This window comes from Methylobacterium brachiatum (genome assembly GCF_900113845.1).
GTDB classification, from domain to species: Bacteria; Pseudomonadota; Alphaproteobacteria; order Rhizobiales; family Beijerinckiaceae; genus Methylobacterium; species Methylobacterium brachiatum.
This window is the reverse complement of sequence record NZ_FOQW01000023.1, coordinates 32059-55451: the sequence shown is the minus strand read 5'-3', so window position 1 is coordinate 55451 and position 23393 is coordinate 32059. Positions and strand designations below refer to the sequence as shown.

The following is a 23393-nucleotide window of genomic DNA, read 5'->3' as shown; positions in this document are numbered from 1 at the left end:
CGTCTCGGGAGCGAAAAACGGCCTTAATTGCCCCGCAGGTTGGACCGTAATCGTGTGCTCGGCTCTACGGTGTTTGAGCCGGCTCACTTATGGGCGACGAGGAAAACAAGCATGTCGGATGCGAATATGGCCCCGCGCGTGCTGATGGTATTCCCCAAGTTCTACGAAAACTCGATGTGGAACTTCAAGGAAGCCATGGAGCTGCAGGGCGCTCGCGCACCCGCGCCGCCGCTGGGCCTGATCACGCTCGCCGCGATGCTGCCGCCGGCCTGGCAGGTGACCCTGGTCAACCGCAATTGCGAGGACCTCACCGACGCGCAGATCCTGGCGGCCGACCTGGTGATGACCGGCGGCATGCTGCCCCAGGAGCCGGATTGCCTGGTCGTGATCGACCGATGCGCGGCGCTCGGCGTCCCGGTCTGCGTCGGCGGCCCGGCCCCGACCTCGACCCCGGAGATCTACGACAAGGCCGACTTCCTCGTGCTGGGCGAGGCCGAGGGCATCCTCGCCACCTTCGTGGAGGCCTGGGAATCCGGCGCCCGCCGCGGCCGGTTCACGGCGGAGAAGTTCAAGGCGGACGTCACCACCAGCCCGATCCCGCGCTTCGAGCTCCTGACCTTCAGCCACTACCTGTATATCGGCGTCCAGTTCTCGCGCGGCTGCCCGTTCACCTGCGAGTTCTGCGACATCATCGAACTCTACGGTCGCGCGCCGCGGACCAAGACCACTCCGCAGATGCTGGCCGAGCTCGACCGGCTCTACGGCCTCGGCTACCGCGGCCATGTCGACTTCGTCGACGACAACCTGATCGGAAACAAGAAGGCGATCAAGCTATTCCTGCCGCACCTGATCAAATGGCAGGAGGCGCACGGCTACCCGTTCAAGTTCTCCACCGAGGCCTCGCTGAACCTCGCGGACGACGACGAGCTGCTCGGGATGATGCGGGACGCGAATTTCTTCGCCCTGTTCACCGGGATCGAGACGCCCGACGAGGCGACGCTGATCCAGACCCAGAAGAAGCAGAACACCAAGCGCTCGATCGCCGACAGCGTGCACAAGCTCTACGAGCACGGCATGTTCGTCACGGCCGGCTTCATCGTCGGCTTCGACACCGAGAAGGACAGCATAGCCAAGGCGATGTCCCTGTGCATCAGCCAGACCGGCATCCCGATCGCGATGGTCGGCCTGCTCTACGCGATGCCGAACACGCAGCTCTCGCGCCGCCTGCGCAAGGAGGGCCGCCTGTTCGAGAACTTCGCCTACACCACCGCCGAGCAGGGCGACCATTGCACGCAAGGGCTCAACTTCGTGACCCTGCGCCCGCAGCAGGACGTGCTGGCCGATTACCGGGACGTGCTGGCCGAGATCTACGATCCGCCGAACTTCTTCGCCCGCATCCGCGAGATCGGACGCCGGGTGAAGCGCCCGAAATTCGCCGCGCACAAAGTCAACTGGCGCCACGTCGCCCGTGATCTGGGGTCGCTGCTCCGGATCTGCTGGCGGATGACCGTGCGGCGGCCGGAGCTGGCCAAGCATTTCTGGGGCGCGTTCCTCCAGACCGCCCGCCACAACCCGGCGGCCCTGGAGGCGGTGGTCACCAACATGGTGATCTACCTGCACGTCTACCCGTTCTCGCGCTACGTGATCCGCGAGATCAACGGCCGAATCGCCGAGCTCGAGGCCGGCCGCTGGGTGTCGCCCCCGATCCTGGCCCCCGAGAAAGACAGCGGCGGCAAGGCCGTGCCGGTCGGCAAGGTGGTCGCCCGCGCCGAGGTCAAGCACCTCGCCGCGGTGGCCTGACCGGCCGCACCGGGCTCAGGCCGCGCGCACCGTCTGCAGGAAGTCGCCGATCTCCCGGCGCAGGGCCTCGGACTGGGCCGAGAGGCTCTCGGCCGAGGCGAGCATCCTGGTGGCGGCCGAGCCGGTCTCCTCGGCGGCCCGGGCCACCGCGTCGATCGTGCCGGTGATCGAACCGGTCCCGGCGGCCGCGTCGGCGATGTTGCGGGCGATCTCCTGGGTCGCCGCGCCCTGCTGCTCCACGGCGGCCGCGATCGAGGTCGCCACCCCGTCGATCTCGCGGATCCGGCCGGTGATGCCGTCGATGGCGCCCACGGTCTGGCCGGTCGCGCCCTGGATCCGGCCGACCTGTCCGGTGATCTCGTCGGTCGCCTTGGCGGTCTGCGCGGCGAGCGCCTTCACCTCGGAGGCCACCACGGCGAAGCCCCGGCCCGCCTCGCCGGCGCGGGCGGCCTCGATCGTCGCGTTCAGCGCCAGCAGGTTGGTCTGCCCGGCAATGTCGGAGATCAGACGGACCACGTCGCCGATCCGGCCCGCGGCCTCGCTCAGCTCCTGGACCAGGCCCGCGGTCCGGCCGGCCTGATCCACCGCGCCCCGGGCGAGGTCGGCAGAACCGTCGACCTGCCGGCCGATCTCCTGGACCGAGGCGCCGAGTTCCTCGGCCGCCACCGCCACCGTGCCGACATGGGCGGCCGCCTCCTGCGCGGCGCTCGCCACCGCGGCCGAGCGCTCGGCCGTGCGGGTCGCCGTGCTGGTCATCGCCTCGGCATTGGCCCGAAGGTCGAGGGCCGCCTCCGTCACCGCCGCCAGCACGCCGCCGATCGCGGCCTCGAAACCGTCGGCCATCTCCTGGACGGCGCGCCGCCGCTGCGCCTCGGCCCCGGCCCGGGCGAGCGCCGTCTCCTCTTCCAGCGCGCGGGTGTGGATCAGGTTGTCCTTGAACACCTGCACGGCCGCCGCCATGGCGCCGATCTCGTCCCGGCGGCCGGTGCCGGGGATCGCCACGGTCGCGTCGCCCTCGGCCAGGCGGCCCATGGCGCCGGTCATCCGCTGGATCGGGCGGGCGATGCCGAACAGGGCGAACAGCATCGCGGCGGCCGCGACCGCCAGCGCCACCGCGGTGGCGACCAGGGCGGTGAGCTTGGCGGAGGTCGCGTTGTCGGCGGTGGCCAGGACATTCGCGTCGGTCTGCGACCGGGCCAGATCGATCGCCTCGGTGAGGCTGGCGACCGCCGCCTCGTTCTGGGCGCCGGTCTCCGGATCCAGGACCAGCTTGAGGGCGCCGCTCGTGTCGCCGGCGATCATCAGCTCGACCACCTGGAGCTGGATGTTCTGGTAGGCGTTCCAGGCGCCGGTGAAGCGCTCGTAGGTGTCCCGCTGCCGCGGGGTCGACAGGCGGTCCTGATAGGCCTGGCGCAGCTCGGAGAGCGCCCCGAGGCCGTCGGTCAGCGCCGTCTGGTTCTTATCGAGGGTCGCGAAATCCGGCGAGCCCGCCACCAGCTTGTAGAGCTTCAGCCGCACGTCGCGCACCGCCATGCCGATCGCCTCGGCCTGGTTCTGGGCGGGCAGCCAGACCTGCGAGACGGTCTTGGCGTCCCGCTCGATCTCGGTCAGCCGCATGACGCTGACGACACCCTGGCCCGCGGCCGCGAGGGCGAGCAGGCCGATGGCCCCGGAGAGGATCGTCTTCAGGGAGAATCGCATCGGAGCTTCCGTCGTCGCGGACAGGCCGCGCTTCCAGGCTCCAGCATCTCTACGAGAGGTCTTAACGTTCTGCTGCGCGACTATAAATATTGACGACTAGAGCCACTTCTTCCAACGGAAGAAAACGTAGGGCAGGATCGCCGCCACGAACATCATGACTACCGCCATCGGGTAACCATACGGGAGTTCTAGTTCCGGCATGGACTTAAAATTCATGCCGTAGATCGAGGCGATCAGCGTCGGCGGCATGAAGACCACGGCCATGACCGAGAACAGCTTGATGATGTTGTTCTGTTCCAGGTTGACCAAGCCGAGTGTCGCGTCGAGCAGGAATTGAATTTTCGTGGAGAGGAACGTGGCGTGCTCCTCCAGCGACTGAAGATCGCGCAGGGTCGAGCGTACATCCTCCCGCAGGTCGCGGGGTGCCTTGTTGGTCCGATAGGTCGCCGACAGCGACAACAGGATCCGCTCCATCGAGACCAGGCTCTCGCGCTGCTTCGAGATCAGATCACCGTGGCGCCCGAGCGCCCGCAACGTGTCCTGCAGGGCGGTGTTGCGGGCGGAGGGGTCGGCCTGCACTTCGAAGATCTTGCCCGACAGGCGGTCGATACGCTCGCCCTGGAGCTGCAGCACGTCCGCCGCCCGGTCGATCACCGCCTCGATCAGCCCGGCCAGGATGGTCTCGCCGGAGACGGCGGAGGCGCTGCCGTTGCCCGTCGTGCGGCCGGCCCGCTGGGTGTACATCCGGAAGGCCTGGGGCTCCTCGTAGCGCACGGTCACGAGCCGGCTGCCGCGCAGGATGAAGGTGATGCCGGCCAGCCCCGGCTCCTCGGCGTCGCTGACCTTCGAGAGCACGCGCCCGGTCATGTAGCGGGCGCCCTCCTCGACATAGAGCAGCTCCGACGGCTCGATGTCCTTCATCTCCTCGCGCGTCGGCACCTCGATGCCCGCGAAGGCCTCGACCTTGAGTTCCTCCTCACGGCTCGGGCGGATCAGGTCGAGCCAGACGGTGTCCTCGGGGATCGTGTCCTGAAGGTCGACGATTCGGCGCTCAAGCAGCGAGGATCCGGCGCCGGTTGCGGGCTGGTGGATGAAAATCACGAAGCGGTCTCGGGTGCGAAACGGTCACAAGTCGGCGCAAGGTCCGGTCCGCATCCGGCACGGCGGCTCCAAGCGCAAGCTGTGCCGCGGGTGTGGCGTTGTTTTCTGACGCTTCCGTGACATCGCGGCCCGCCTCGGCGGCGGGGCGCCGCGCGGTTCCACGCTCAGTTGCAACCTTCGCAGACGCTGTCCTCGATCTTGTCGGTCAGGGCGCGCTCACGGCGCTGCTCCCGCCGCGACGGGACCTCGCCCGGTCCCAGCGACGTGCCCGGGGGCTTGGTCACCCCGAGGCTGTTGGTGTTCGGCGCCGTGATCGTCGAGGTCGGCCCGCCGCCGGTGCCGGTCTGATCGGGCGCGCGCGGCTGCGCCGATAGCGCCGTGGGCAGGGCGACGCTCAGCGCGGCGCAGAGGAGCGTACGGATCGAGGCTGCAGACATGACACCTCCAGTCCGTGAAAGAGGGTCAGATTCTCCGAAAAGTTGCAAGCCTCCAGGTTGCAGGCGTCAGCGCCGGCGCGCGGCCTCGCGCCGGAACACGCCGATCATCTCGACATGGTCCGAGTGCCGGAACTGGTCGACCGGCGTCACCGATTCGAGCCGGTAGCCGCCGGCCGTGAGCGTCGCCGCGTCCCGGGCGAAGGTGCCGGTATCGCAGGCGACGCCGATCACCACCGGGACGCGCGCGGCAGCGAGCTGGCGGGCCTGGGCCTCCGCGCCGGCCCGGGGCGGATCGAACACCACCGCGTCGAACCCGTCGAGCTCCGTGGGCAGCAGCGGCCGGCGGAACAGGTCCCGGCGCTCGGTGGTGATCTGGCGCAGGCCGGTGGCCGCCCGGGCCGACCGGTCGAGGCCGGCCAGGGCTGCCGCATCCGCCTCGACCGCGTGGACGGCGGCGTGGCGCGCCATCGCGAGGGCGAGGGGGCCGCAGCCGGAGAACAGGTCGGCGACCCGTCGCGGACGGCGTCCCAGGGCCGCGACGGTCAGGTCCGTCAGCGTCGCCTGCCCGGCGGCGGTCGCCTGCAGGAAGCCGCCGGGGGCCGGATAGAGGCGGCTGTCGCCGGAGGTCACCGAGACCGGCTCGGCCTCCATCAGGCGCTCGCCGTGCAACGACAGCCGGGCGAGGCCGAGTTCGCCCGCGATCCGTACCAGCGCGGAGGCGACGCCGCCGCTCACCGGCCCGTGGCCCCGCAGGTCGATGTCGAGGCCCTGGTCGGTGGCGGTCACGGCCACGTCGAGGGGCTTGCGGCCATGGCCCAGCGGGGCCGCGAGGCGCCGCGCCACGGCGGGCGCCGGATGCAGCGCCGGCACGGTGATCGGGCAATGGTCAATCGGCACCAGCGCGTGGCTGCGCGCCGCCATGAGGCCGGCCTCGCCCTGTCCGTCGATCTCCCGGACATGCAGGGTGATGCGGCGGCGCCCGGACCCGTGCGCATCGACGGTGGGTTCCGGCTCGACCTCGAGACGGGCCTGCGACAGGGCCTGGGCGACGAGGCCGCGCTTCCAGGACAGTTCCGCGGCCGTCGCGAGATGCTGCGTCCGGCAGCCGCCGCAGCGCATGTAATAGGGGCAGAACGGCTCGACCCGGTCGGGGGAGGGCTGCTCGATGCCGAGCAGCTCCGCCCGCTTGCCCTCCCGGCGGATCGTCGCCCGCTCCCCGGGCAGCGCGTAGGGGACGAGGATCCCGTCCTCCGCGATGCCGTCGCCGCGGGCGCCGAGCTCCCGGATCGTGACCGTTTCGCTCATGGCAGGTTTGCGCCGATCAAAAATTCGGAATTGCCGTCGCCACCCGGCACGGGCGAGTCGATCAGGCCGAGGATCGTGGCGCCGAGCCCTTCCAGCACGCCGCGGATGGTCGCGCAGACCTCCGCGTGGACGGCCGGGTCGCGCACGAGGCCGCCGCGCCCGACGCGCGCGCGCCCGGCCTCGAATTGCGGCTTGATCAGCGCGACGATCCCGGCGCCGGGCGCGAGCAGGGCCGGCAGGGCCGGAAGCACCAGGCGCAGGCCGATGAAGCTCACGTCGACGCTCGCCATCGCGGGCCGCGGCACGAGCCGCGCCGGGTCGATGGCGCGGATGTCGGTGCCCTCCAGGCTGGTGACACGGGGATCCGCGGCCAGACGCGGATGCAGCTGGCCCCGGCCGACATCGACCGCGTGGACATGGGCCGCGCCCCGGGCGAGCAGGACATCCGTGAAGCCGCCGGTCGAGGCGCCGACATCGAGGCAGGCGCGACCGGCCGGATCCAACCCGAACGCGTCGAGCGCCGCCGCGAGCTTGAGCCCGCCCCGGGAGGCGTAAGGGTGCTCGGGCGCGGCCTCGATCCGCGCGCCCGGCAGGATCGTTTCCGAAGCCCGCGCCAGAAGGCGGCCGTCGACCCGCACCAGGCCGGCCCGGATCGCGGCCTGCGCCCGCGCCCGGCTCTCGAAATGGCCGTGCTCGACCAGGAACAGGTCGGCCCGCTTCGGCGCAGGCGCGCGGTGCGCGGACGCTCCGCCGTCCGGTATGGGCCGGTCTCCGGTCATCAAGGCTTTACGGGCTCGGGGCAGGGATACGGCAAAGGTTTCGGGGTCGGCCCTGTCGAAGGGGCGGCCTGTATCCTACCTAGACCGGGCTGGAGAGGAGAGCCACCGTATGACACGCATCCTGCCGCTGCTCGCGCTGCTGGGACCCTTCGCGGCGAGCGGCGCCCTGGCCCAGGAGCCGGCAGCCGCCAAGCCCACCGAGACGTTCCAGGCGCCGGTGAAGAACGCCAAGGGCGACACGATCGGCACGATCGCGATCCGCGACGGCGCCAACAGCCTGGTGCTGCGCGTCGCGATCCAGCCCGGCGGGTTGCCGCCCGGCTGGCACGGCATGCATTTCCATGCGGTGGGCGATTGCTCGGATCCGAAATTCCTGAACTCCAAGGCCCATGTGAATCACGACCAGAGCAAGCACGGCCTGCTCAACCCGGACGGGCCGGACGAGGGCGACCTGCCGAACCTCTACGCGAACCAGGACGGCTCGGCGAATGCCGAGGTGACCAGCGAGACGCCGCTCACCGGCGAGGGCGGCCTCAAGGACGGCGACGGCTCGGCGCTGATCGTCCACGCCAACGAGGACGACCACACCAGCCAGCCGATCGGCGGCGCCGGCGACCGGGTCGCCTGCGCGGTGATCAAGTAGGGCCGGTCAGGCCGGGTTGGGCGAGGGCACCAGGGGCGGGATCGGGCGCGGGCGCCCGGCCTCGTCGATCGCCACGAAGGTGAGGGTGGCCTGCGTCACCCGTTCGCGGACCTGGGTGCAGAACCGCCGCGCCCAGGCCTCGACCTCGATCTTCATCGAGGTCCGGCCCACATGCGAGACCCGGGTGTAGACGCACAGGACGTCCCCGACCCGGACCGGCCGGATGAAGGTCATCGCGTCGAGGGCCACGGTGACGACCCGGCCCTGGGCCCGGTCGACCCCCGCGATGCCGCCGGCCTGGTCCATCTGCGTCAGCACCCAGCCGCCGAAGATGTCGCCGTTGGCGTTCGTGTCGGCCGGCATCGCGATAGTCCGGACCGTCAGATCCCCCTGCGGCAGGTCCGCCTCGGGCGCCAGCGCCCGCTCGCCCTCGCCATTCGCGCGTCCGACGTGCTGCATGCCGTCCATCCGCCTGTCTCGCGCGCCGTCAGGGAAGGAGGCCGGCGAGCTTCAGTCCCGCCGCCAGAAAGACGGTGACTGCGCCCAGGATGCATTCGAGCGGGATCGATTGCCAGAGGTCCGGCGTCGCGGCCGTGGACTCGGCGCGCTGCGCGATATCGTTCATCGAAACTCCTCCCGGGCGGGCCGGTCCGCCGCAGGCGCCGGTCTTTCCTGCATTATACGGCATGGAGGCCGGCCGCGCATCCCGAATCAGGGCATGAAAAAGCCCGGCGCCTCGTGTGAGCCGCCGGGCCGGTCAGGATCGGGATGAGCTTAGTAGAAGAACCGACGGCGGTAATACGGACGGCGGTAGAACGGCCGCGGGCCGTAGTAGAACCGGCGGCGGTAGTAGGGGCGGCGGTAGAACGGCCGCGGGCCATAGAACCGACGGCGGTAGTAGTACTGGGCCTTCTGGGCCACGGCCGGCGCGGCATCGGCCGGCAGGGCGATGCCCGGGCCGACCGGCGCGGCCGACGCGCCATGGGGCGCAGCAGCCGCGAAGCCCAGCACCAGCAGGGCCGCGAGCAGGAATTTCCTCAGCACGGTCTCGACTCCCTTCGCGTGATCACGTCTTGGACGACGGACCGCGAGGCACGAGCAACCTCCCGGCGGTCCGAAACGCTGCAACGCACGGGCGATGGCAAGCGTTGCAGCGTAACCGCTACGGATAGGCGAAAGGGTTTATTTTCGGCAGCGGCCACCGGCCGGCCTGGCGGCCCACCGGACTTCGTCGCGCTGCATCAAGAGCTTAGATCCTCAACCGCGCGGGTGCTCAGGCGATCTGGGTGGTCATATCGACGAGGCGCGCCTCCGCGCTCTGGCGGACGAGGGCGATGCCGTGCTCGCAATCCTCGCGACGGAGGTAGCCCTCCCCGGAATCCGCGATCACCTCGCCGTTTTGCGCCCGCAGGCGCCAGCGCCACTCGCCCTTGGCATCCCGATAGAGTTCGAACCGCATGGGACAGGCTCCTGTCTGACCGTCCGGTGAGATGGGATGCCGCGTCCAAAAAAGAAGCCGCCCCGGAAGTCTCCTCCCGGGGCGGCTTTTTTAGGTTCTCAGAAAAACCCTGGTTTCAAAAGGTCCGGGACCTTTTGCGGGGGCAGGGCAGCGCCCTGCTGTCCTCAGGACCGGGGCGACCGCTCCAGCCAGCCGATGTTGCGGCCCTCGCCGGCGCCGCCGGCGCTGCGCGGGCGGGCATCAGCCCGCTGGGGGCGGCTGTCGCGGGCCGGGCGCGCCTGCTGCTGGGCCGGACGCTCGCCCTGCGGACGGGCGGGCCGGTCCGACCGGGCCTCGCGGCCCTGGGGGGCGGGGCCGCGACCGTCACCGCGACCGTCCTGCGGACGGCCCTGGCGCGGGGCACCCTGGCCCTGGCCGCCGCCGAAGCCGCGGCCGCCTTCCGGGCGTCCCTGCTGGGGACGGCCCTGCTGCGGGCGGGAGCGCTGGCCGGGACGGCCACCGGCGGGACGCTGCTGCTGGCGCTCGGGCCGGCGCTCCTCCTCGCGGGCGATGTCAGCCGCTTCCTGACGCGACGGGGGCGTGAAGCCCTCGGGGAAGCCCGCCACCGGCACGCTCTGGCGGGTCAGCCGCTCGATGTCGCGCAGGTAGGCCCGCTCCTCGTCGTTGCAGAACGAGATCGCCAGACCGGTCGCCCCGGCGCGCGCGGTGCGGCCGATGCGGTGGACGTAGCTCTCCGGCACGTTCGGCAGGTCGAAATTGACCACGTGGCTGACGCCGTCGACATCGATGCCGCGGGCGGCGATGTCGGTGGCCACCAGCACCCGGCAATCGCCGTCGCGGAAGGCCTGGAGCGCCCGCTCGCGCTGCGGCTGGCTCTTGTTGCCGTGGATCGCGGCGCCGGCGATCCCAACCTTGTCGAGGCCGCGCACGACCCGGTCCGCCCCGTGCTTGGTGCGAGTGAAGACCAGGACGCGGTCGATGGCCGGATCCCGCAGGATATGGGCGAGCAGCGCCTGCTTCGCGCCGGTATGGGCGAAGATGACCTTCTGCTCGACGCGCTCGGCCGTGGTGGCCACCGGGGTCACGGCGACCTGCACGGGATCCTTCAGGTACTGGCTGGCGAGGCCGGCGATGTTCTTCGGCATGGTCGCCGAGAAGAACAGGCTCTGGCGCTGGTCCGGCAGCATCTTCACGATGCGCTTGAGGGCGTGGATGAAGCCGAGATCCAGCATCTGGTCGGCCTCGTCGAGGACGAGGATCTCGACGCCTTCGAGGGTCAGCGAGCGGCGCTCGATCAGGTCGATGAGCCGGCCCGGGGTGGCGACCAGGATGTCGACGCCGGGGGCCAGGGCCCGCTCCTGACGGCTGATCGTGACGCCGCCGAACACCACCGTGGTGGTGTAGGACAGGTGCCGACCGTAATCCGCGAAGGACTCGGCGATCTGGTTGGCGAGCTCGCGGGTCGGCGACAGCACCAGCACCCGGCAGCCGCGGCGCGGGGCCCGGCGGTCGGAGAGCGAGAGGCGGTGCAGGATCGGCAGCGCGAAGGCCGCGGTCTTGCCGGTGCCGGTCTGGGCGATGCCGCAGAGGTCGCGGCCTTCCATGGCCGGCGGGATCGCCTGGGCCTGGATCGGGGTCGGCGTGACGTAACCAGCCTCGCCGAGCGCCCGGAGCACGGGCTGGGCAAGGCCGAAATCGGTGAATTGGGTCAAAGAGATATCCGATGCAGCAGGGCCGGCCGGGCGCTTCGCGTCGTTTGCGAGCAGCGCGGAATTCAGGTCGGTCCGTTGGCAGGGGGCAGCCCGCGTGATGGGGCGGCCCGGGTGCATGCACGTTATGAAGAGGGGGGCCGGATCACGCCGGAAGGCGCCCGATCCGTCACGCAGCCCCCTCAAGCGGGCCATGACGGCCGCTGACGCTGCTTCGCCGATATGCGGGTGTGCGGCTGCGAAGTCAATGCATGGCTGTGACCCGGATGACATGGCACCGATCGCGTGGGTGCACGGCTCGGCGCGGCCTCACGTATCGATTCGCGCGCGATCAGCGACCCGATTGTTCCTCGCGTCGGCCCTCTACGGCCAACCGCCGCGTCTGTCGGTAGAGACCCGCCGTCAGGCCGGCGAACAGGACCAGACCGCCGATCAGCGCCGGGCCGCCGAAGCCGTCGCCGACCAGTGCCAGGGCGGCATCGTCGCCCGAGACGTAGACGATCAGCGCGAAGGCGACGCCCCAGAGGCTCTCGCCGACGATCAGCCCCGTGGCCGTAAGGGTGCCCAGCCGGATCGCACGCTCCGGGTCGGCCTGGCGGCGCGCCCAGCGCTCGTAGACCGTGCCGATCAATGCGCCGGCCACCAGGGGCGCGATCAGCTTCATGGGCAGGTAGATCCCGAAGGCGGCGGCCAGCGGCGGGATTCGCAGGCGCTTCAGCCGGCCGAGGGTCTCGTCCAGGGCGACCAGCCCCACGCCCGCGGCGGCGCCCCAGCCCAGCATGCGCCAGTTGCCCTCGCCCGAGAGCACGCCCTTGGCGAGGGTCGAGATCAGGCCCGCCTGCGGGGCGGCCAGGGCGTTCGGGCCGGCCCCGGGCGTCCCGACGAAGCCGAAGCTCGTCGCCAGCACGTTCAGCACCGGCGGGATGATCGCCGAGCCGAACACCACACCGACGATCAGGGCCGTCTGCTGCTTCCACGGGGTCGCCCCGACGAGCTGGCCGGTCTTGAGGTCCTGCAGGTTGTCGTTCGCGATGGTGCAGATGCTGAACACGATGCCGGTGACGGTCAGCACGTAGGCGACGAGCGCCCCGCTGCTCTGCGCATCCGCGTCGCGGCCGAGCAGCCCCAGCAGCATCGCCGAACTCGCCAGGGCGGCCAGGATGCCGATGCCCGACACGGGCGAGTTGGAGGCGCCGATCAGCCCGGCCATGTAGCCGGTCACCGCGGCCACCACGAGCCCGATCACCCCGACGAACAGCAGGCCGCCCGCGACCAGCAACACGCCGTGACGCTCCAGGCTCGTGCCGGCGAGGACGTCCCACAGAAGCCAGCCGATCGGCAGGAGCAGGCTCACCGAGACCAGGAGGACCACCGTCACCGGCAGGTCGCGCTCCTCCAGCACGAGCGTCGCGCCGGCCTGACGCGCCCGCCCGGCCGCGAGGGCCGAGCGGATGCCGCCCAGCACCGGGCGGGCGATCCGGATCAGCGTCCAGATCGCCGCGACGCCCATCACGCCGGCCCCGAAGAACCGCACCTCCTGTCGGAACACGGCGCCGACCCAGGCCTCGACCGACACGTCCGGCATCGGCTGCTGCGCGGTCAGGATCGGGGCCAGCACGACCCAGGCGATCACCAGCCCGAGCGCCATGGCGGCGCCCACCGACAGGCCGACCAGATGGCCGACGCCGAGCAGCGCGAAGGACAGGTTGCCGGCGATGCCGGTCGCGCCGGCGCCGACGCGGAACCAGGTCGCGGCGCTGTCGAGCACCAGCCGGGTCTGGGCCAGGATCGCGAAGCCGGCCGAGGCCAGGCTGTTCCAGATGAGGATGCGCAGGCCCAGCGCGCTGTCGGCCTGTCCCGCTGCGCCCTGCGTGCCGAGCGCCAGCACCTCGGCGGCGGCGCGCCCCTCCGGATAGGGCAGGTCCGAATCGACCACGAGGGCGCGGCGCAGGGGCACGGAGAACATCACGCCCAGGATCCCGCCCGTCGCGGTGATCCCCGCGGTGGTGAGCCAGGGGAAGCCGTGCCACCAGCCGATCATCACCAGGCCGGGCAGCACGAAGATGATCGCCGAGAGCGTGCCCGCCGCCGACGCGACGGTCTGCACGATGTTGTTCTCCAGCACCGTGGCGCCGGGCAGGTGCCGCAGCACCGCCATGGAGATCACCGCGGCCGGGATCGATGTCGCGAAGGTGAGGCCGACCTTGAGTCCGAGATAGACGTTGGCGGCGGTGAAGAGCAGCGTCAGCGCGCCGCCGAGCAGGAGGCCGCGCCAGGTCAGTTCGGCGGGCGTGGTGCCGCTGGACATGCGAATCGGGCTCTGGGACCTCATCCGCCGAGTTTATCGATAGGCGGCTGAGGGATACAACCGGTGCGCCCGCGTATCATCCCGGTCTAAGTCGGCTTGCGGCCCATGTTTCTATCGACGCGACATCCGCATTCTGGATGAAAAGCTCATCTCAACGACCGTGTTGTTCGGATGTGGATATCTCGGGCCGTGAAACTTGCACGGCTCGCCACCTGCGCTTCAAGCTGGCGGCGATGCAGGCGCGCGATGCTCATATCCGATGATGCAGATCGACGAAGAGCGCATTGACGAGGCGGTGCTCGCCCTTCTGTGGCTGACGCTCCACGGCGAGAGCCGGGCCTGGAAAGGGTTCGACTGGGCGACGCTGGGCCGCCTTCACGCGAAGGGGCTGATCGGCGATCCGGTCGGCCGGGCCAAGTCCGTGGTGCTGACCGAGGAGGGCTTGCGCCGATCGGAGGCTCTGTTCGAAGCCCTGTTCACCCGCAAGGATTGACCGCCCCGGCTTTCGGGGGCTGCCCTGCCGGGCTCCATGTCGTGTGATCGAGAGAAGATTCCTTCCCGAACCGATGATCGGGGCCTCACGCCCAACGATCCGTTTCTGAGGAAGAGCACCACATCGAACGTGTGGTGCGGCCAAGAGGACTCGAACCTCCACCCCTCGCGGGACTAGCACCTCAAGCTAGCGCGTCTACCAATTCCGCCATGGCCGCATCGGACGCGAAGATCCGCCCGTTCGCCCGCACGCTGCGACCTCCGGGAAACCCCTCGGGTCGTCGTCATGTCGGGCGGCGCAGCGGATAACAGATCGATCCGCCGCCGACAAGCGCCCCGCTCAAACGGGCGGCTCTCAATGTCGAGATTATCGGGCCGGTTGGCGGCCTTGCCGTTCTGGATCAGGTTTGGAGAGGAATGAGAGCAAGGTCTGCGATGGCCCGCAAGTCCCGTTCGGATGCTCCGTCTCGAGCCTGCACCGACAAGCCCTGAAGGGTAGCGGCGTAGAACGCGGCGAGCGCCGCTGTATCGGTCGTTGCCGGCAATTCGCCCTGGCTTATCCCGCGATCGAGACGCGCTTTAATTGCGTCTCGCGCCGCGATCCGCCGAGCGGTCATGCGTTGCGCGATCGCCTGATGGTCCGGCCCACAGCTCAACAGACCCAGCGCTATGAAGCAGCCTCCCGGCTGGCCGTTGATGGCATAGCGCTTCGCCGCTTCCCCCAGCAGATTGCGGATCGCCTCATGCGTGGTTCCGGGTCGTTCGAGCGCAGCTGCAGCGAACGCGCCGTCACGTTGCTGGTACAGGGCGACCGCCTCCTCGAACAGCGCTTCCTTGCTTTGGAACGCACCGTACAGGCTGGTCGCAGAAACACCGATCGCATCCGTCAAATCGGCGATTGATGTCCCCTCGTAGCCGCGCACTTGAAAAAGAGCCAAGGCGGTTTCCAGGGCCTCCTGCCGATCAAACTGGCGTGGCCGGCCGCGCATTTTCCGGCCCAGCGGCTTTCCGATTTCCATAGCGACCACTGCAATAATTTGTTGACAGCGGTGAGGCAAGCCGTACTGATTTATGTAGCGATTCCTGCAAAAAGGCTTCCGGATGAAATGGCGTGCAATGTTCGCAATGAGCACTCTCGTTTTTGGAGCTTTTGTCGATGCATCCGCGCAAGCTGATCCACGCCGCATCTTAATATACGGCGACAGCAATACGTGGGGTTACGTCGCGAGCCCCGATGGTCAGCCTGCTCGCCGCTATGGGCGCAATCAGCGATGGACAGCTTTATTACAGAAGGCGCTCGGCGAGAGTTACGAGGTGCTGGAGGACGGCCTCAACCTTCGGACGACAGATCTCGACGGTGAGGCTTGGCCCGACAGCATCATTCGGCCCGACACGGTGAACGGGTCCAAGCACCTGCCCACCGCGATCGCGGCCAACATGCCCCTCGACCTCGCCGTGATCATGCTCGGTACGAACGATCTCCAGACCCGGTATCAACGGTCGCCGCAGCAGATTGCCGACGCCGCAGTCGGGCTGGCACGCCAAGTGAGGGCATCGTCGGGAGGTATTGGAAACGCTTATCCGGCGCCGGAGGTCCTCTTGGTATCACCAGTCCAGGTAACGACGATCCCAATCCAGAGCTGGAGCGAGCGCTATGACGGCGCGCAGGAAAAATCCCGGCATTTTGCCGAAGCTTTTGAGCGCGCAGCACGTGAGGCCAAGATTCCGAGCTTCGATGCCGGACATGCGATCGGTGGAGCAGCCCACGGTGCCGATGGCCTGCACCTTTCGCTCGCTGATCACCGTCGGCTGGCAGCCGCGATCGCACCCGTGATCCTGAAAACGCTGGGCGCAGAGCGGCGTTGAGACGCTCCCGCTCAAACGGAAGCGTAGTCGTCGTCCAGGAAAGGCGTCGCGCTGTCGCCGATGGTGGTGCCGGGCTCGACGATCGCCGCCGCCTTGCGGATCAGTTCCGTCACCTCGACGGAGATGCGGTCGCCGGTCACGACGATCTGCCCGCGGGCGATCGGGTGATCGTTGGCCAGGATCTCGACCATGTCGCTGTCGCTAGCCTCCAGCTCGATCACAGCGCCGCGGCCCATGCGCAGCAGCATGTGCAGCGGCATCCGTGCCCGGCCGAGCACCACCGTCAGATCGACCTTCAGGGTCTCGAAGACCGCCACCGCTTGCCCATCCCGTCTCGCAGCCGACCCGGAGCACGCAAAACCTTGCCACCGCCGGCCGCGGATGTTGAAGGCTTCGACCATCGACGCAGGATGGTGAACCCTTGGTAAACGCGCCCCGCCTCACGGTCTCGCCCCACGCCTTTCCGAAGCGGCCCGGCTCGGATCCGGCCGCCGGTCCGGTGGGCTGGCGCGTGAGCGACGCGCCCGTGGGCTACGCGGAGGCGGTGGCCTGGATGGAGGCGCGCGTGGAGCGGATCGCACGGGGCGCGGCACCCGAATGCGTCTGGCTGCTCGAGCATCCACCGCTCTACACGGCCGGCACCTCGGCGAAGCCCGAGGACCTCGTGGCCCCCGATCGCTTCCCGGTCCACGCCACCGGCCGGGGCGGCCAGTACACCTATCACGGCCCGGGCCAGCGGGTCGCCTACGTGATGCTGGACCTCGACCGCCGGAGCCGGGACCTGCGCGCCTATGTGGCGAGCCTCGAAGGCTGGCTGATCGAGACGCTGGCGGCCTTCAACGTCCGGGCCGAGCGCCGGGAGGACCGGGTCGGCGTCTGGGTGCGCCGCCCCGAGAAGGGGCCCGGGGTGGAGGACAAGATCGCCGCCATCGGCATCCGGGTGCGCCGCTGGGTCAGCTTCCACGGGATCAGCCTAAACGTCGAGCCCGACCTGTCGCATTTCGCCGGCATCGTGCCCTGCGGCGTGCGCGAGCACGGGGTGACGAGCCTGGTCGATCTCGGCCTGCCGGTGAGCCTGGCGGAGGTCGACATACAGCTGCGCGCCGCCTTCGAGGAGATTTTCGGGGCGACGGCGATCGAGGCCGAGCCGTAAGCGCGCGTCCTCGCGGCCTGCACGCTCGACGGAGCCATCGTGTATCCTGCGGTTATGTGAGGGAGCGGCCAATGCGCTCGACGAGATACGCCGATGAAATCGCCAGCGCGGACGAGGGCGGCGCTCGCATCGAGCGTCTGAGGATCAGGGCCACCGGGGCCGACGAGATACGCTTCTCCTGGTGGAAGGACGGTCGCTTTCAGGCGCGGCCCCTGGATCTGCCGGAGGACGATCTGCTGCGGCTCCTGCGCAAAGCCATCGATGAGCGCGTGTTCTCCGCCGTGTTCGTCGAAAATCTGCGGCGCATGCTGGATGCCGGTGCATCGACCGTGATCCCCGAGCACAGCATGGTCGCTCTATCCCACGACCTGACTCTGAAGGATGGACGCAAGCTGCCGGTCGGTGCCCGGGGTGCGGTCGTGTTCGTCCACGGCGACGGCGAGGCCTATGAGGTGGAATTCGTCGACCCCTTCCACGCCGTGGCAACGGTTCCTGCGCCGAGCCTGTCCCGGGTTTCGGCTGCGTGACCGTCACCGTTCCGCCCCGTAGCGTTCCGCCCAGCAAGCTGACCGACTACCTGCTCCGGCCGGATCACCCGGTGGGCGGGTCCAAGGCAGCGTTCTTTCAGGCCTTCGGCTTCTCGCTCGACCGTCCGGACGTCATCACGGCGGCCTTCATCGCTCATCCGGACCGCAATCCCGTTGCCGATACGGAACACAGCCGCTGGGGTGTGAAATACACCGTCCGCTGTCGTGTCCGGACGCCGGACGGCCGTGACCCCTGCATCCTGACGGTATGGATCGTCCCAACGGGCGAGCGTGGTGCCCGCCTCGTCACCGCCTATCCCGACGACGGGCGCTGACGCCCTCGCTCAGGATCGACCTGCCGGACCGCTCGGGCCGATCAGAAATCCGCGTGCAGCCGCGACGCGAAGAAATGCGCCGGCCCGCGGTCGCGGTTGTAGCCGGGATTGGCCACGAACTGGTAATCGAAGGTCAGGGTCAAGAACTTCGTGAGGTTCAGGGCGTAGTAGGTCTCCACGGCCCGCTCGCTGCCGTAATTGAGCCGCCCGTCGCCGATCAGCAGGCCGTAATAGCCGGCCGCGAAGGCGGCGCGGTGCGAGGGCGAGAGCCGGTTCATCGCCGCGCCGAGGCCGATCGTGTCGTCCGGGCGGTCCCAGGCCTTGCCCTTCAGCGACAGGCCCCCGGAGAAGCTCTGGTCGATATCGGTGAAGGAGATGTTCTCCGTGCGCCCGTCGTTCAGGCTGGCCCGGGCGAACAGGCCGAGCTCGGGGGTCAGCGCCTGCTCCAGGTTGATGTAGCCGCCGGTCTTGCGGCGCGGCTTGCGGGTCGCGAGAGCGGCGTCGCCGCCGTTGTCGAACAGGCCGAGCTGCGTGAGGGTGACGAGCTGCCGGTTGTTGGCCGAGACCCCGACATTCGAGAACAGGCCGATGCGGATCTTGCCGGGCTGCTCCAGCCACGGGAGGATGTGGCGCTCCTCGAACTCGGCGTTCAGGCCGGCGCGCCGGAACACCCGCGGGTCGAGCACGTCGCTCGACGGCTCCTTGGGCACCTGCGTGTAGGCGGCGCGGATCGCGAAGTCCGGCCGGTTGTATTCGGCGTAGACGCCCTGGGTGAAGCCCGGGAGGTTGGCCGGGAAATCCCAGGCCGAGGCGCCCCAGAGCGACCAGTTGAAGAAGTCGACCCGCGGGTCGTGGGCGTAGACGTTGCCGTCGAAGAAGTCGCCCAGCGCGAACTTGCCGGCGATCAGGGTGATCCGTTCCGCGTCGTACCGGGTGGCGACCTGGTTCGGCCCGTCCGGCACCTCCACGGTCTCGCCGCCGAGCCCGATCGTCTGCTTCACGTAGTAGCGGTTCGAGCGCAGCTTCGGGAACGGGGCGCCGGCCTTCTGCGCTTCGCCGTTGACGAAGCCCGCGACACCCAAAGTCCGCGACAGGCCGAAGCCCTGGCTGAATTCGGGATTGTAGTACAGCTCGGTGCTGTCGGTGAGCTTGAGCCCGAGGAAGATCGTGGCCGTGGTGGTCTGCCGGGCCTGGTGCGGGATCAGGCTCTGCGCCCCCTCGTAGGGCGAGCGGAAGCCCGGCACCCCCTGGGCGATCAGCGTCGTCTGCCCGTGCAGCGAGAAGCGCCCGGTATCGCCGTTGTCGGGATCGTGCGGGGCGGTCTCGTCCGGATCGGCCGGCACCTTCAGGCCGTTCGGGAACCACATCAGCCGCGCGAACAGCTGGTTCGAGGTGAAGCTCGCCCGGGACGTGACCGGGCCGCCATTGTCCCCGGGCACGCTGCCCAGCGAGAAGCGCCGGCTGCCGCCGAGATCGATGTAGCGGTAGTCGATCCCGAGCGCGAGCGAATCGCTGATGGCGTACTGGATGCCCGCGCCGAGGGTGAACCCGAGATAGCCGATCTCGCGCCGTGCCGTGTTCTGGCCGCCGGCGTCGAGATCCGGATAGTTCGCCAGGAAGCGGGCATTGGCGCCCGCGAGCCCGAAGGCCCCGTAGACCAGGTACCGGTCGAAGCTGTAGCCGATCCGGGCCCGGAGGGTGCCGTACAGGTCGGTCTTGGCGCGCACGATGTTGAAGGCCGGGTCGACCTCCGCGTAGCCGAAGCCCGCGATGGTCGAGGGCACGGGCCGCTTCAGGTTCGCCGCGTCGAGGGAGGCCTCGACGCCGTAGACCCAGGGGCCGGCCTGCCAGTTCCAGCCGCCGAACACGCCCCCGACCGCCGTGGTGGCGTTGCTTCCCTGGTCGCTGCGGCCGGTCGAATCGCCGCTCTTGAACGACGGGACCGCGCGGCCGCCGATCGCCGTCGGGCCGAAATTATAGGCGCCGTAGGAGCCGCTGGCGCTGCCCTCGAGGCCGATGAAGCCCCCCGACCAGTCGGTATAGGCGGGGATGTCCGTCGCGGGGCGACGCGCCGCAGGGTCGGCGGCCGTCGCGGGAACGGACGGGATCAGGGGCGCGGCCAGGACGAGGGCTGTGGCGCGGAGGAGGGGCGCGAAACGGAGGGGCATCGGACTCGCGGAAAAGATATAGCACTTGCTATAATGGGAATTGCGGACGCGCAAGCCGTTCCGGATCGTCTCGAACACAGACCGCACCGTTTTCTCGTCCTGTGCGACCTTGTCGTCGGCTCGCATGGCAACGACGTGACGATCCCTACATCCCTCCACCGGTCAAGATACGCCCGGCCACAGCGGGCGGAATAACTTCGGCCCGCACACCACAACTCGGCAATGTGGCAGGTAAAGACCAAGAACTACCATTCGCGAAGGCTGTAGAGGTATTAGTTTAGAATTGTTATGATTTGATCGGCGGCGGGTTGCCTCTTTGAAACTTCTGCCGAGAGCGTTATGTGCGACGCCATGCGCGCTTCGACTCTCTTCCCGATTCTCCGCGGCCTCGCCGCGGCTGCCCTACTCGCGACCGCGGGTGCCGCCTCCGCCAAGGAGGTGCCGATCGGTCCGCACGTGACCAAGAACGGCCTGGAGGTCGCGGCCGTGTACCTCCAGCCGATCGAGATGGACCCGCCCGGCATGATGCGCGAGGCCGCGCAGTCGGACCTGCATCTCGAGACGGATGTCCGCGCCGCCAAGGACAACCGGAACGGCTTCGCGGAAGGCGATTGGGTGCCCGCGCTCGAGGTCCGTTTCGAGGCGGTGAAGCTCGACGGCGACAAGCCGACGGACCAGAAAGTCTCGGGCATGCTGATGCCGATGGTCGCCAATGACGGCCCGCATTACGGCGACAACGTCAAGCTGTTCGGCCCCGGCCGCTACCGCCTGAAGGTCACGGTCGCACCGCCCGGCAAGGACAGCCATTTCGGCCGCCACGTCGACAAGGAGACCGGGGTCGGCCCGTGGTTCGAGCCCTTCGACGTGACCCAGGATTTCACCTTCGCCGGCGTCGGCAAGAAGGGCGCCTACTGAACCGAAGGGATATCCGTGTCACGCTCGTTGCACCCCCTCCGGCTCGCCGCCGCCGCTCTCCTCGTCGCCTCCTGGGCGGCGACCTCCGCGCGTGCGGACGACATGCCGGTCATCAAGGTCGAGATGCGCGACGGCGTGATCCTGCCGGCGGTCATCGAAGTGCCCGCCAACACGCGGTTCAAGCTGGAGATCTCGAATACCGGGCAGTCGCCGGTAGAGTTCGAGAGCACGGAACTCAAGCGCGAGAAGGCGCTGGCGGCGGGCTCGACCTCGGCGATCGTGTTCCGCACCCTCGATCCCGGCACCTACCAGGTGTTCGACGATTTCCATCCCGAGGCGAAAGCCACCCTGGTGGCCAAGTGAGCGCGTCCTGACGGTGGCGTCCCAGACCTTCCTCGCCGAGGCGCCCTCGCGCCGGGACATGATCGACGAGCGGCTCGCCCGCTTCGGCGACTGGCTTCGGCTGCACGGCTGGATGATCCGCGCCGTGCAATGGGTGATCGTCGGAATCTACGGCGTGTTGGTGATCGTGCCCGCGCTGCTGCCGCTGCCCGACAACACCGCGCATATCTGGACCAACCTGACGCTCGCCGCGCAATTCGCGTTCTGGGGCATCTGGTGGCCCTTCGTGCTCCTGAGCATGGTGCTGGTCGGCCGGGCCTGGTGCGGCGTGCTCTGCCCCGAGGGGGCGCTCAGCGAGTTCGCCAGCCGCTGGAGCCGCGGCTACGCCATACCGCGCTGGATCACCTGGCAGGGCTGGCCGTTCCTGGCGTTTGCCGGCACCACGGTCTACGGCCAGATGACCAGCGTCTACGGCTATCCGAAGCCGGTGCTGGCCGTGCTCGGCGGCTCGACGCTTGCGGCGATCGTCGTCGGCCTGCTCTACGGGCGCAACAAGCGGGTCTGGTGCCGCTATCTCTGCCCGGTCAACGGCGTGTTCGCGGTGCTCTCGAAGCTCGCGCCGATCAGCTTCCAGGTCGATCGCGCGGCCTGGGCGGCCTCGCCCAAGCCCGTGCAGGGAACCGAGCATTTCAACTGCGCCCCCCTGGTGCCGGTGAAGGCGATGCGCGGCTCCGGCTCCTGCCACATGTGCGGGCGCTGCAGCGGCCATCGCGGCGCGGTGCGCCTCGCGTTGCGCTCGCCCAACCACGAGATCGTCCACGTCGCCGGCCAGGAGCCGAGCCTGGAACAGACCGTGCTGATCCTGTTCGGCATGCTGGCCCTGGCGGTGGGCGCGTTCCAGTGGTCGTCGAGCCCCTGGTTCGTCGAGGCCAAGCAGGTCGCCGCCACCTGGCTGATCGAGCACGGGATCACCTGGCCGCTGGAGATGTCCGCGCCGTGGTTCGTGCTGACGAACTATCCCGACCACAGCGACGTGATGACCCTGCTCGACGGCGGGTTGCTGCTGGCCTACATCGGCGCCGCGACCGTGATCCTGGGGCTCGCCCTGTCGGGGATCGTGGCGCTGGCGACCGTGGCGCTCGGCGGCTGGTCGCTCTCGCGCTTCCACCACCTCACGCAGACGCTGATCCCGGTGGCGGGCTGCGGCGTCTTCCTGGGCCTCTCGGCCCTGACGGTCACGTTCCTGCGCGGCGACGGCATCCACATCCCGTACGTGTCGGAGATCCGCGCCGCCATGCTGATCGGCTCCGGCCTGTGGAGCGTGTGGCTCGGGTGGCGCGTCGCCGGCCTGGCGGCGGGCGGCCTGCAGCGGGCCGCAGCCACGGCCTGCATCGCCTCGGCGGTGACCCTCTCGGTCGCCAACTGGGTGCTCCTGTTCTGGGTCTGGTAGCGCGGTCCGCGTTCAACTGAGGAGAACGCCATGATCGGCGCCTTCATCATCGCCTTCCGCGAAGTCATCGAGGCGGGCCTGATCATCTCGATCGTGCTGGCCGCCACCCGAGGCATCCCGGGCCGGATGCGCTGGGTCCTGCTCGGCGTCGCCGGCGGCCTCGCCGGGGCCGGCCTCGTGGCCCTGTTCGCGGAATCGATCTCCGACGCGTTCGAGGGCAGCGGTCAGGACATCCTGAACGCCGCCGTGCTGATCGTCGCGGTGCTGCTGCTGATCTGGCACAACACCTGGATGAGCAAGCACGGGAAGGAGCTCGCGGGCGAATTGCGGGCGACGGGCGAGGCCGTGCGCTCGGGCGAGCGCGAGGCCGCCGCCCTCTCGATTGTGGTCGGCGCCGCGATCCTGCGCGAGGGCGCGGAGCTAGTGCTGTTCCTCTACGGTCTCGTGGCGTCGGGCACTTCGGGCGCGGATATCCAGTTCGGCGCCTTCGCGGGCATCGGGGCGGGCATCCTCCTCTCGGCCGTGACCTATTTCGGCCTGGCCGCGATCCCGAGCCGGTATGTGTTCTCGATCACCAGCGCGCTGATCATCTTCCTCGCCGCGGGATTGGCCTCGCAGGCCGCCCAGTTCCTGTCCAATGCCGGCGTCGTCGATATCCTCGGCCAGACCCTGTGGAACAGCTCCGGGGTGATCGCCGAGAATTCCTGGCCGGGCCGGGTGTTGCACGCGCTGGTCGGCTACACCGACCGGCCGACGGCCCTGCAGGGGCTGGTCTATGTCGGCACCATCGCGGTGATGGTCGGGCTGATGCAGTGGAGCGCCGCCGACAAGCGCCGCTCGATGCGCACCGCCTGAGTTGAGGGTTTCCAAAGGGCCATGCCCTTTGGCGGGTCGTCAGGGCAG

At 69.4% G+C, this 23393-nt stretch carries 25 protein-coding genes and 1 tRNA gene; 11 read left to right on the top strand and 15 right to left on the bottom strand.

Features of this window, described 5'->3' with window-relative positions:
• The first annotated feature begins 111 nt into the window (after nucleotides 1–111).
• On the top strand, nucleotides 112–1800 hold the full coding sequence (locus BMZ47_RS24425) for a B12-binding domain-containing radical SAM protein (RefSeq protein ID WP_091864620.1): 1689 nt from the start codon (nucleotides 112–114) through the stop codon (nucleotides 1798–1800).
• A 15-nt stretch (nucleotides 1801–1815) separates the two neighbouring features.
• On the opposite strand, the gene BMZ47_RS24420 is transcribed toward BMZ47_RS24425, so the two are convergent.
• The 5 genes from BMZ47_RS24420 to BMZ47_RS24400 all read right to left on the bottom strand — a co-directional run bounded on the left by BMZ47_RS24420 (nucleotide 1816) and on the right by BMZ47_RS24400 (nucleotide 7123).
• Nucleotides 1816–3501 (bottom strand): methyl-accepting chemotaxis protein, encoded by a 1686-nt coding sequence (locus tag BMZ47_RS24420; RefSeq protein ID WP_091864618.1) that lies wholly within the window; start codon nucleotides 3499–3501, stop codon nucleotides 1816–1818.
• A gap of 96 nt (nucleotides 3502–3597) precedes the next feature.
• A complete protein-coding gene (locus tag BMZ47_RS24415) occupies nucleotides 3598–4602 on the bottom strand; it encodes a magnesium transporter CorA family protein (RefSeq protein WP_007566012.1) in 1005 nt (334 codons plus the stop codon).
• A gap of 164 nt (nucleotides 4603–4766) precedes the next feature.
• Nucleotides 4767–5039, bottom strand: coding sequence for a hypothetical protein (locus BMZ47_RS24410; RefSeq protein ID WP_091864616.1), 273 nt, complete (start codon nucleotides 5037–5039; stop codon nucleotides 4767–4769).
• Between the two features lie 66 nt (nucleotides 5040–5105).
• On the bottom strand, nucleotides 5106–6344 hold the full coding sequence (locus BMZ47_RS24405) for a class I SAM-dependent RNA methyltransferase (protein ID WP_091864614.1): 1239 nt from the start codon (nucleotides 6342–6344) through the stop codon (nucleotides 5106–5108).
• Nucleotides 6341–7123 (bottom strand): TlyA family RNA methyltransferase, encoded by a 783-nt coding sequence (locus BMZ47_RS24400; protein ID WP_244536926.1) that lies wholly within the window; start codon nucleotides 7121–7123, stop codon nucleotides 6341–6343. Before BMZ47_RS24400 ends, BMZ47_RS24405 begins: the two co-directional genes overlap by 4 nt.
• Before the next feature lie 109 nt (nucleotides 7124–7232).
• Between BMZ47_RS24400 and BMZ47_RS24395 the strand changes: the two genes are divergently transcribed.
• Nucleotides 7233–7766 carry a superoxide dismutase family protein gene (locus BMZ47_RS24395; protein ID WP_007566007.1) on the top strand — a complete coding sequence of 178 codons (534 nt, stop codon included), beginning with the start codon at nucleotides 7233–7235 and terminating at the stop codon, nucleotides 7764–7766.
• Nucleotides 7767–7772: 6 nt separating this feature from the next.
• Here the strand turns inward: BMZ47_RS24395 and BMZ47_RS24390 are convergent, their stop codons facing one another.
• From BMZ47_RS24390 to BMZ47_RS24370, 6 genes are all read right to left on the bottom strand, one after another.
• The gene (locus BMZ47_RS24390; RefSeq protein ID WP_208601107.1) at nucleotides 7773–8225 is read right to left on the bottom strand and encodes an acyl-CoA thioesterase; all 453 of its coding nucleotides are present in this window, start codon (nucleotides 8223–8225) and stop codon (nucleotides 7773–7775) included.
• A 28-nt stretch (nucleotides 8226–8253) separates the two neighbouring features.
• Nucleotides 8254–8391 carry a hypothetical protein gene (locus BMZ47_RS28710; RefSeq protein WP_167369095.1) on the bottom strand — a complete coding sequence of 46 codons (138 nt, stop codon included), beginning with the start codon at nucleotides 8389–8391 and terminating at the stop codon, nucleotides 8254–8256.
• Between the two features lie 149 nt (nucleotides 8392–8540).
• On the bottom strand, nucleotides 8541–8810 hold the full coding sequence (locus BMZ47_RS24385) for a hypothetical protein (RefSeq protein WP_091864612.1): 270 nt from the start codon (nucleotides 8808–8810) through the stop codon (nucleotides 8541–8543).
• A 229-nt stretch (nucleotides 8811–9039) separates the two neighbouring features.
• Nucleotides 9040–9225: a YegP family protein gene (locus BMZ47_RS24380; RefSeq protein WP_007566003.1), complete on the bottom strand. Its 186-nt coding sequence runs from the start codon at nucleotides 9223–9225 to the stop codon at nucleotides 9040–9042.
• A gap of 164 nt (nucleotides 9226–9389) precedes the next feature.
• Nucleotides 9390–10937, bottom strand: coding sequence for a DEAD/DEAH box helicase (locus BMZ47_RS24375; protein ID WP_091864610.1), 1548 nt, complete (start codon nucleotides 10935–10937; stop codon nucleotides 9390–9392).
• Nucleotides 10938–11265: 328 nt separating this feature from the next.
• A complete protein-coding gene (locus BMZ47_RS24370; RefSeq protein WP_091864608.1) occupies nucleotides 11266–13242 on the bottom strand; it encodes an OPT family oligopeptide transporter in 1977 nt (658 codons plus the stop codon).
• A 262-nt stretch (nucleotides 13243–13504) separates the two neighbouring features.
• On the opposite strand from BMZ47_RS24370, the gene BMZ47_RS24365 reads away from it, so the two are divergent.
• A complete protein-coding gene (locus BMZ47_RS24365; protein WP_091864657.1) occupies nucleotides 13505–13735 on the top strand; it encodes a DUF6429 family protein in 231 nt (76 codons plus the stop codon).
• A gap of 132 nt (nucleotides 13736–13867) precedes the next feature.
• Here BMZ47_RS24365 and BMZ47_RS24360 read toward each other — a convergent pair.
• Nucleotides 13868–13952 (bottom strand) — tRNA-Leu (locus tag BMZ47_RS24360).
• 183 nt (nucleotides 13953–14135) lie between these two features.
• Nucleotides 14136–14867 carry a TetR/AcrR family transcriptional regulator gene (locus BMZ47_RS24355; RefSeq protein ID WP_208601106.1) on the bottom strand — a complete coding sequence of 244 codons (732 nt, stop codon included), beginning with the start codon at nucleotides 14865–14867 and terminating at the stop codon, nucleotides 14136–14138.
• Between BMZ47_RS24355 and BMZ47_RS24350 the strand changes: the two genes are divergently transcribed.
• Nucleotides 14860–15600, top strand: coding sequence for a GDSL-type esterase/lipase family protein (locus tag BMZ47_RS24350; protein WP_167369094.1), 741 nt, complete (start codon nucleotides 14860–14862; stop codon nucleotides 15598–15600). The genes BMZ47_RS24355 and BMZ47_RS24350 overlap by 8 nt on opposite strands.
• A gap of 11 nt (nucleotides 15601–15611) precedes the next feature.
• Here the strand turns inward: BMZ47_RS24350 and BMZ47_RS24345 are convergent, their stop codons facing one another.
• Entirely contained in the window at nucleotides 15612–15917 is a 306-nt protein-coding gene (locus tag BMZ47_RS24345) for a FliM/FliN family flagellar motor switch protein (RefSeq protein WP_007565993.1), read from the bottom strand.
• Nucleotides 15918–16021: 104 nt separating this feature from the next.
• On the opposite strand from BMZ47_RS24345, the gene lipB reads away from it, so the two are divergent.
• From lipB to BMZ47_RS24330, 3 genes are all read left to right on the top strand, one after another.
• Nucleotides 16022–16753 (top strand): lipoyl(octanoyl) transferase LipB, encoded by a 732-nt coding sequence (gene lipB, locus BMZ47_RS24340; protein ID WP_091864602.1) that lies wholly within the window; start codon nucleotides 16022–16024, stop codon nucleotides 16751–16753.
• Between the two features lie 71 nt (nucleotides 16754–16824).
• Nucleotides 16825–17280 (top strand): DUF4926 domain-containing protein, encoded by a 456-nt coding sequence (locus BMZ47_RS24335; RefSeq protein WP_091864600.1) that lies wholly within the window; start codon nucleotides 16825–16827, stop codon nucleotides 17278–17280.
• Nucleotides 17277–17615 (top strand): DUF6883 domain-containing protein, encoded by a 339-nt coding sequence (locus BMZ47_RS24330; protein ID WP_091864598.1) that lies wholly within the window; start codon nucleotides 17277–17279, stop codon nucleotides 17613–17615. Before BMZ47_RS24335 ends, BMZ47_RS24330 begins: the two co-directional genes overlap by 4 nt.
• 41 nt (nucleotides 17616–17656) lie before the next feature.
• Here the strand turns inward: BMZ47_RS24330 and BMZ47_RS24325 are convergent, their stop codons facing one another.
• The gene (locus BMZ47_RS24325) at nucleotides 17657–19783 is read right to left on the bottom strand and encodes a carbohydrate porin (protein WP_091864655.1); all 2127 of its coding nucleotides are present in this window, start codon (nucleotides 19781–19783) and stop codon (nucleotides 17657–17659) included.
• A 351-nt stretch (nucleotides 19784–20134) separates the two neighbouring features.
• On the opposite strand from BMZ47_RS24325, the gene BMZ47_RS24320 reads away from it, so the two are divergent.
• The 4 genes from BMZ47_RS24320 to BMZ47_RS24305 are packed head-to-tail and all read left to right on the top strand — an operon-like array spanning nucleotide 20135 to nucleotide 23345.
• Nucleotides 20135–20698, top strand: coding sequence for an iron transporter (locus BMZ47_RS24320; protein ID WP_208601105.1), 564 nt, complete (start codon nucleotides 20135–20137; stop codon nucleotides 20696–20698).
• A 15-nt stretch (nucleotides 20699–20713) separates the two neighbouring features.
• Nucleotides 20714–21061: a cupredoxin domain-containing protein gene (locus BMZ47_RS24315; protein ID WP_007565983.1), complete on the top strand. Its 348-nt coding sequence runs from the start codon at nucleotides 20714–20716 to the stop codon at nucleotides 21059–21061.
• A 58-nt stretch (nucleotides 21062–21119) separates the two neighbouring features.
• Nucleotides 21120–22490, top strand: coding sequence for a 4Fe-4S binding protein (locus tag BMZ47_RS24310; protein WP_163006248.1), 1371 nt, complete (start codon nucleotides 21120–21122; stop codon nucleotides 22488–22490).
• Between the two features lie 30 nt (nucleotides 22491–22520).
• Nucleotides 22521–23345, top strand: coding sequence for an FTR1 family iron permease (locus BMZ47_RS24305; RefSeq protein WP_091864592.1), 825 nt, complete (start codon nucleotides 22521–22523; stop codon nucleotides 23343–23345).
• Nucleotides 23346–23393: the final 48 nt, after the last annotated feature.

Coding starts and splice junctions, on each gene's coding strand:
- BMZ47_RS24425 (WP_091864620.1), top strand. CDS start 112: ATGTCGGATGCGAATATGGCCCCGCGCGTGCTGATGGTATTCCCCAAG.
- BMZ47_RS24380 (WP_007566003.1), bottom strand. CDS start 9,225: ATGCGGTTCGAACTCTATCGGGATGCCAAGGGCGAGTGGCGCTGGCGC.
- BMZ47_RS24395 (WP_007566007.1), top strand. CDS start 7,233: ATGACACGCATCCTGCCGCTGCTCGCGCTGCTGGGACCCTTCGCGGCG.
- BMZ47_RS24405 (WP_091864614.1), bottom strand. CDS start 6,344: ATGAGCGAAACGGTCACGATCCGGGAGCTCGGCGCCCGCGGCGACGGC.
- BMZ47_RS24320 (WP_208601105.1), top strand. CDS start 20,135: ATGCGCGCTTCGACTCTCTTCCCGATTCTCCGCGGCCTCGCCGCGGCT.
- BMZ47_RS28710 (WP_167369095.1), bottom strand. CDS start 8,391: ATGAACGATATCGCGCAGCGCGCCGAGTCCACGGCCGCGACGCCGGAC.
- BMZ47_RS24350 (WP_167369094.1), top strand. CDS start 14,860: ATGAGCACTCTCGTTTTTGGAGCTTTTGTCGATGCATCCGCGCAAGCT.
- BMZ47_RS24305 (WP_091864592.1), top strand. CDS start 22,521: ATGATCGGCGCCTTCATCATCGCCTTCCGCGAAGTCATCGAGGCGGGC.
- BMZ47_RS24370 (WP_091864608.1), bottom strand. CDS start 13,242: ATGTCCAGCGGCACCACGCCCGCCGAACTGACCTGGCGCGGCCTCCTG.
- BMZ47_RS24410 (WP_091864616.1), bottom strand. CDS start 5,039: ATGTCTGCAGCCTCGATCCGTACGCTCCTCTGCGCCGCGCTGAGCGTC.
- BMZ47_RS24400 (WP_244536926.1), bottom strand. CDS start 7,123: ATGACCGGAGACCGGCCCATACCGGACGGCGGAGCGTCCGCGCACCGC.
- BMZ47_RS24390 (WP_208601107.1), bottom strand. CDS start 8,225: ATGCAGCACGTCGGACGCGCGAATGGCGAGGGCGAGCGGGCGCTGGCG.
- BMZ47_RS24365 (WP_091864657.1), top strand. CDS start 13,505: ATGCAGATCGACGAAGAGCGCATTGACGAGGCGGTGCTCGCCCTTCTG.
- BMZ47_RS24335 (WP_091864600.1), top strand. CDS start 16,825: ATGCGCTCGACGAGATACGCCGATGAAATCGCCAGCGCGGACGAGGGC.
- BMZ47_RS24325 (WP_091864655.1), bottom strand. CDS start 19,783: ATGCCCCTCCGTTTCGCGCCCCTCCTCCGCGCCACAGCCCTCGTCCTG.
- BMZ47_RS24310 (WP_163006248.1), top strand. CDS start 21,120: ATGATCGACGAGCGGCTCGCCCGCTTCGGCGACTGGCTTCGGCTGCAC.
- BMZ47_RS24420 (WP_091864618.1), bottom strand. CDS start 3,501: ATGCGATTCTCCCTGAAGACGATCCTCTCCGGGGCCATCGGCCTGCTC.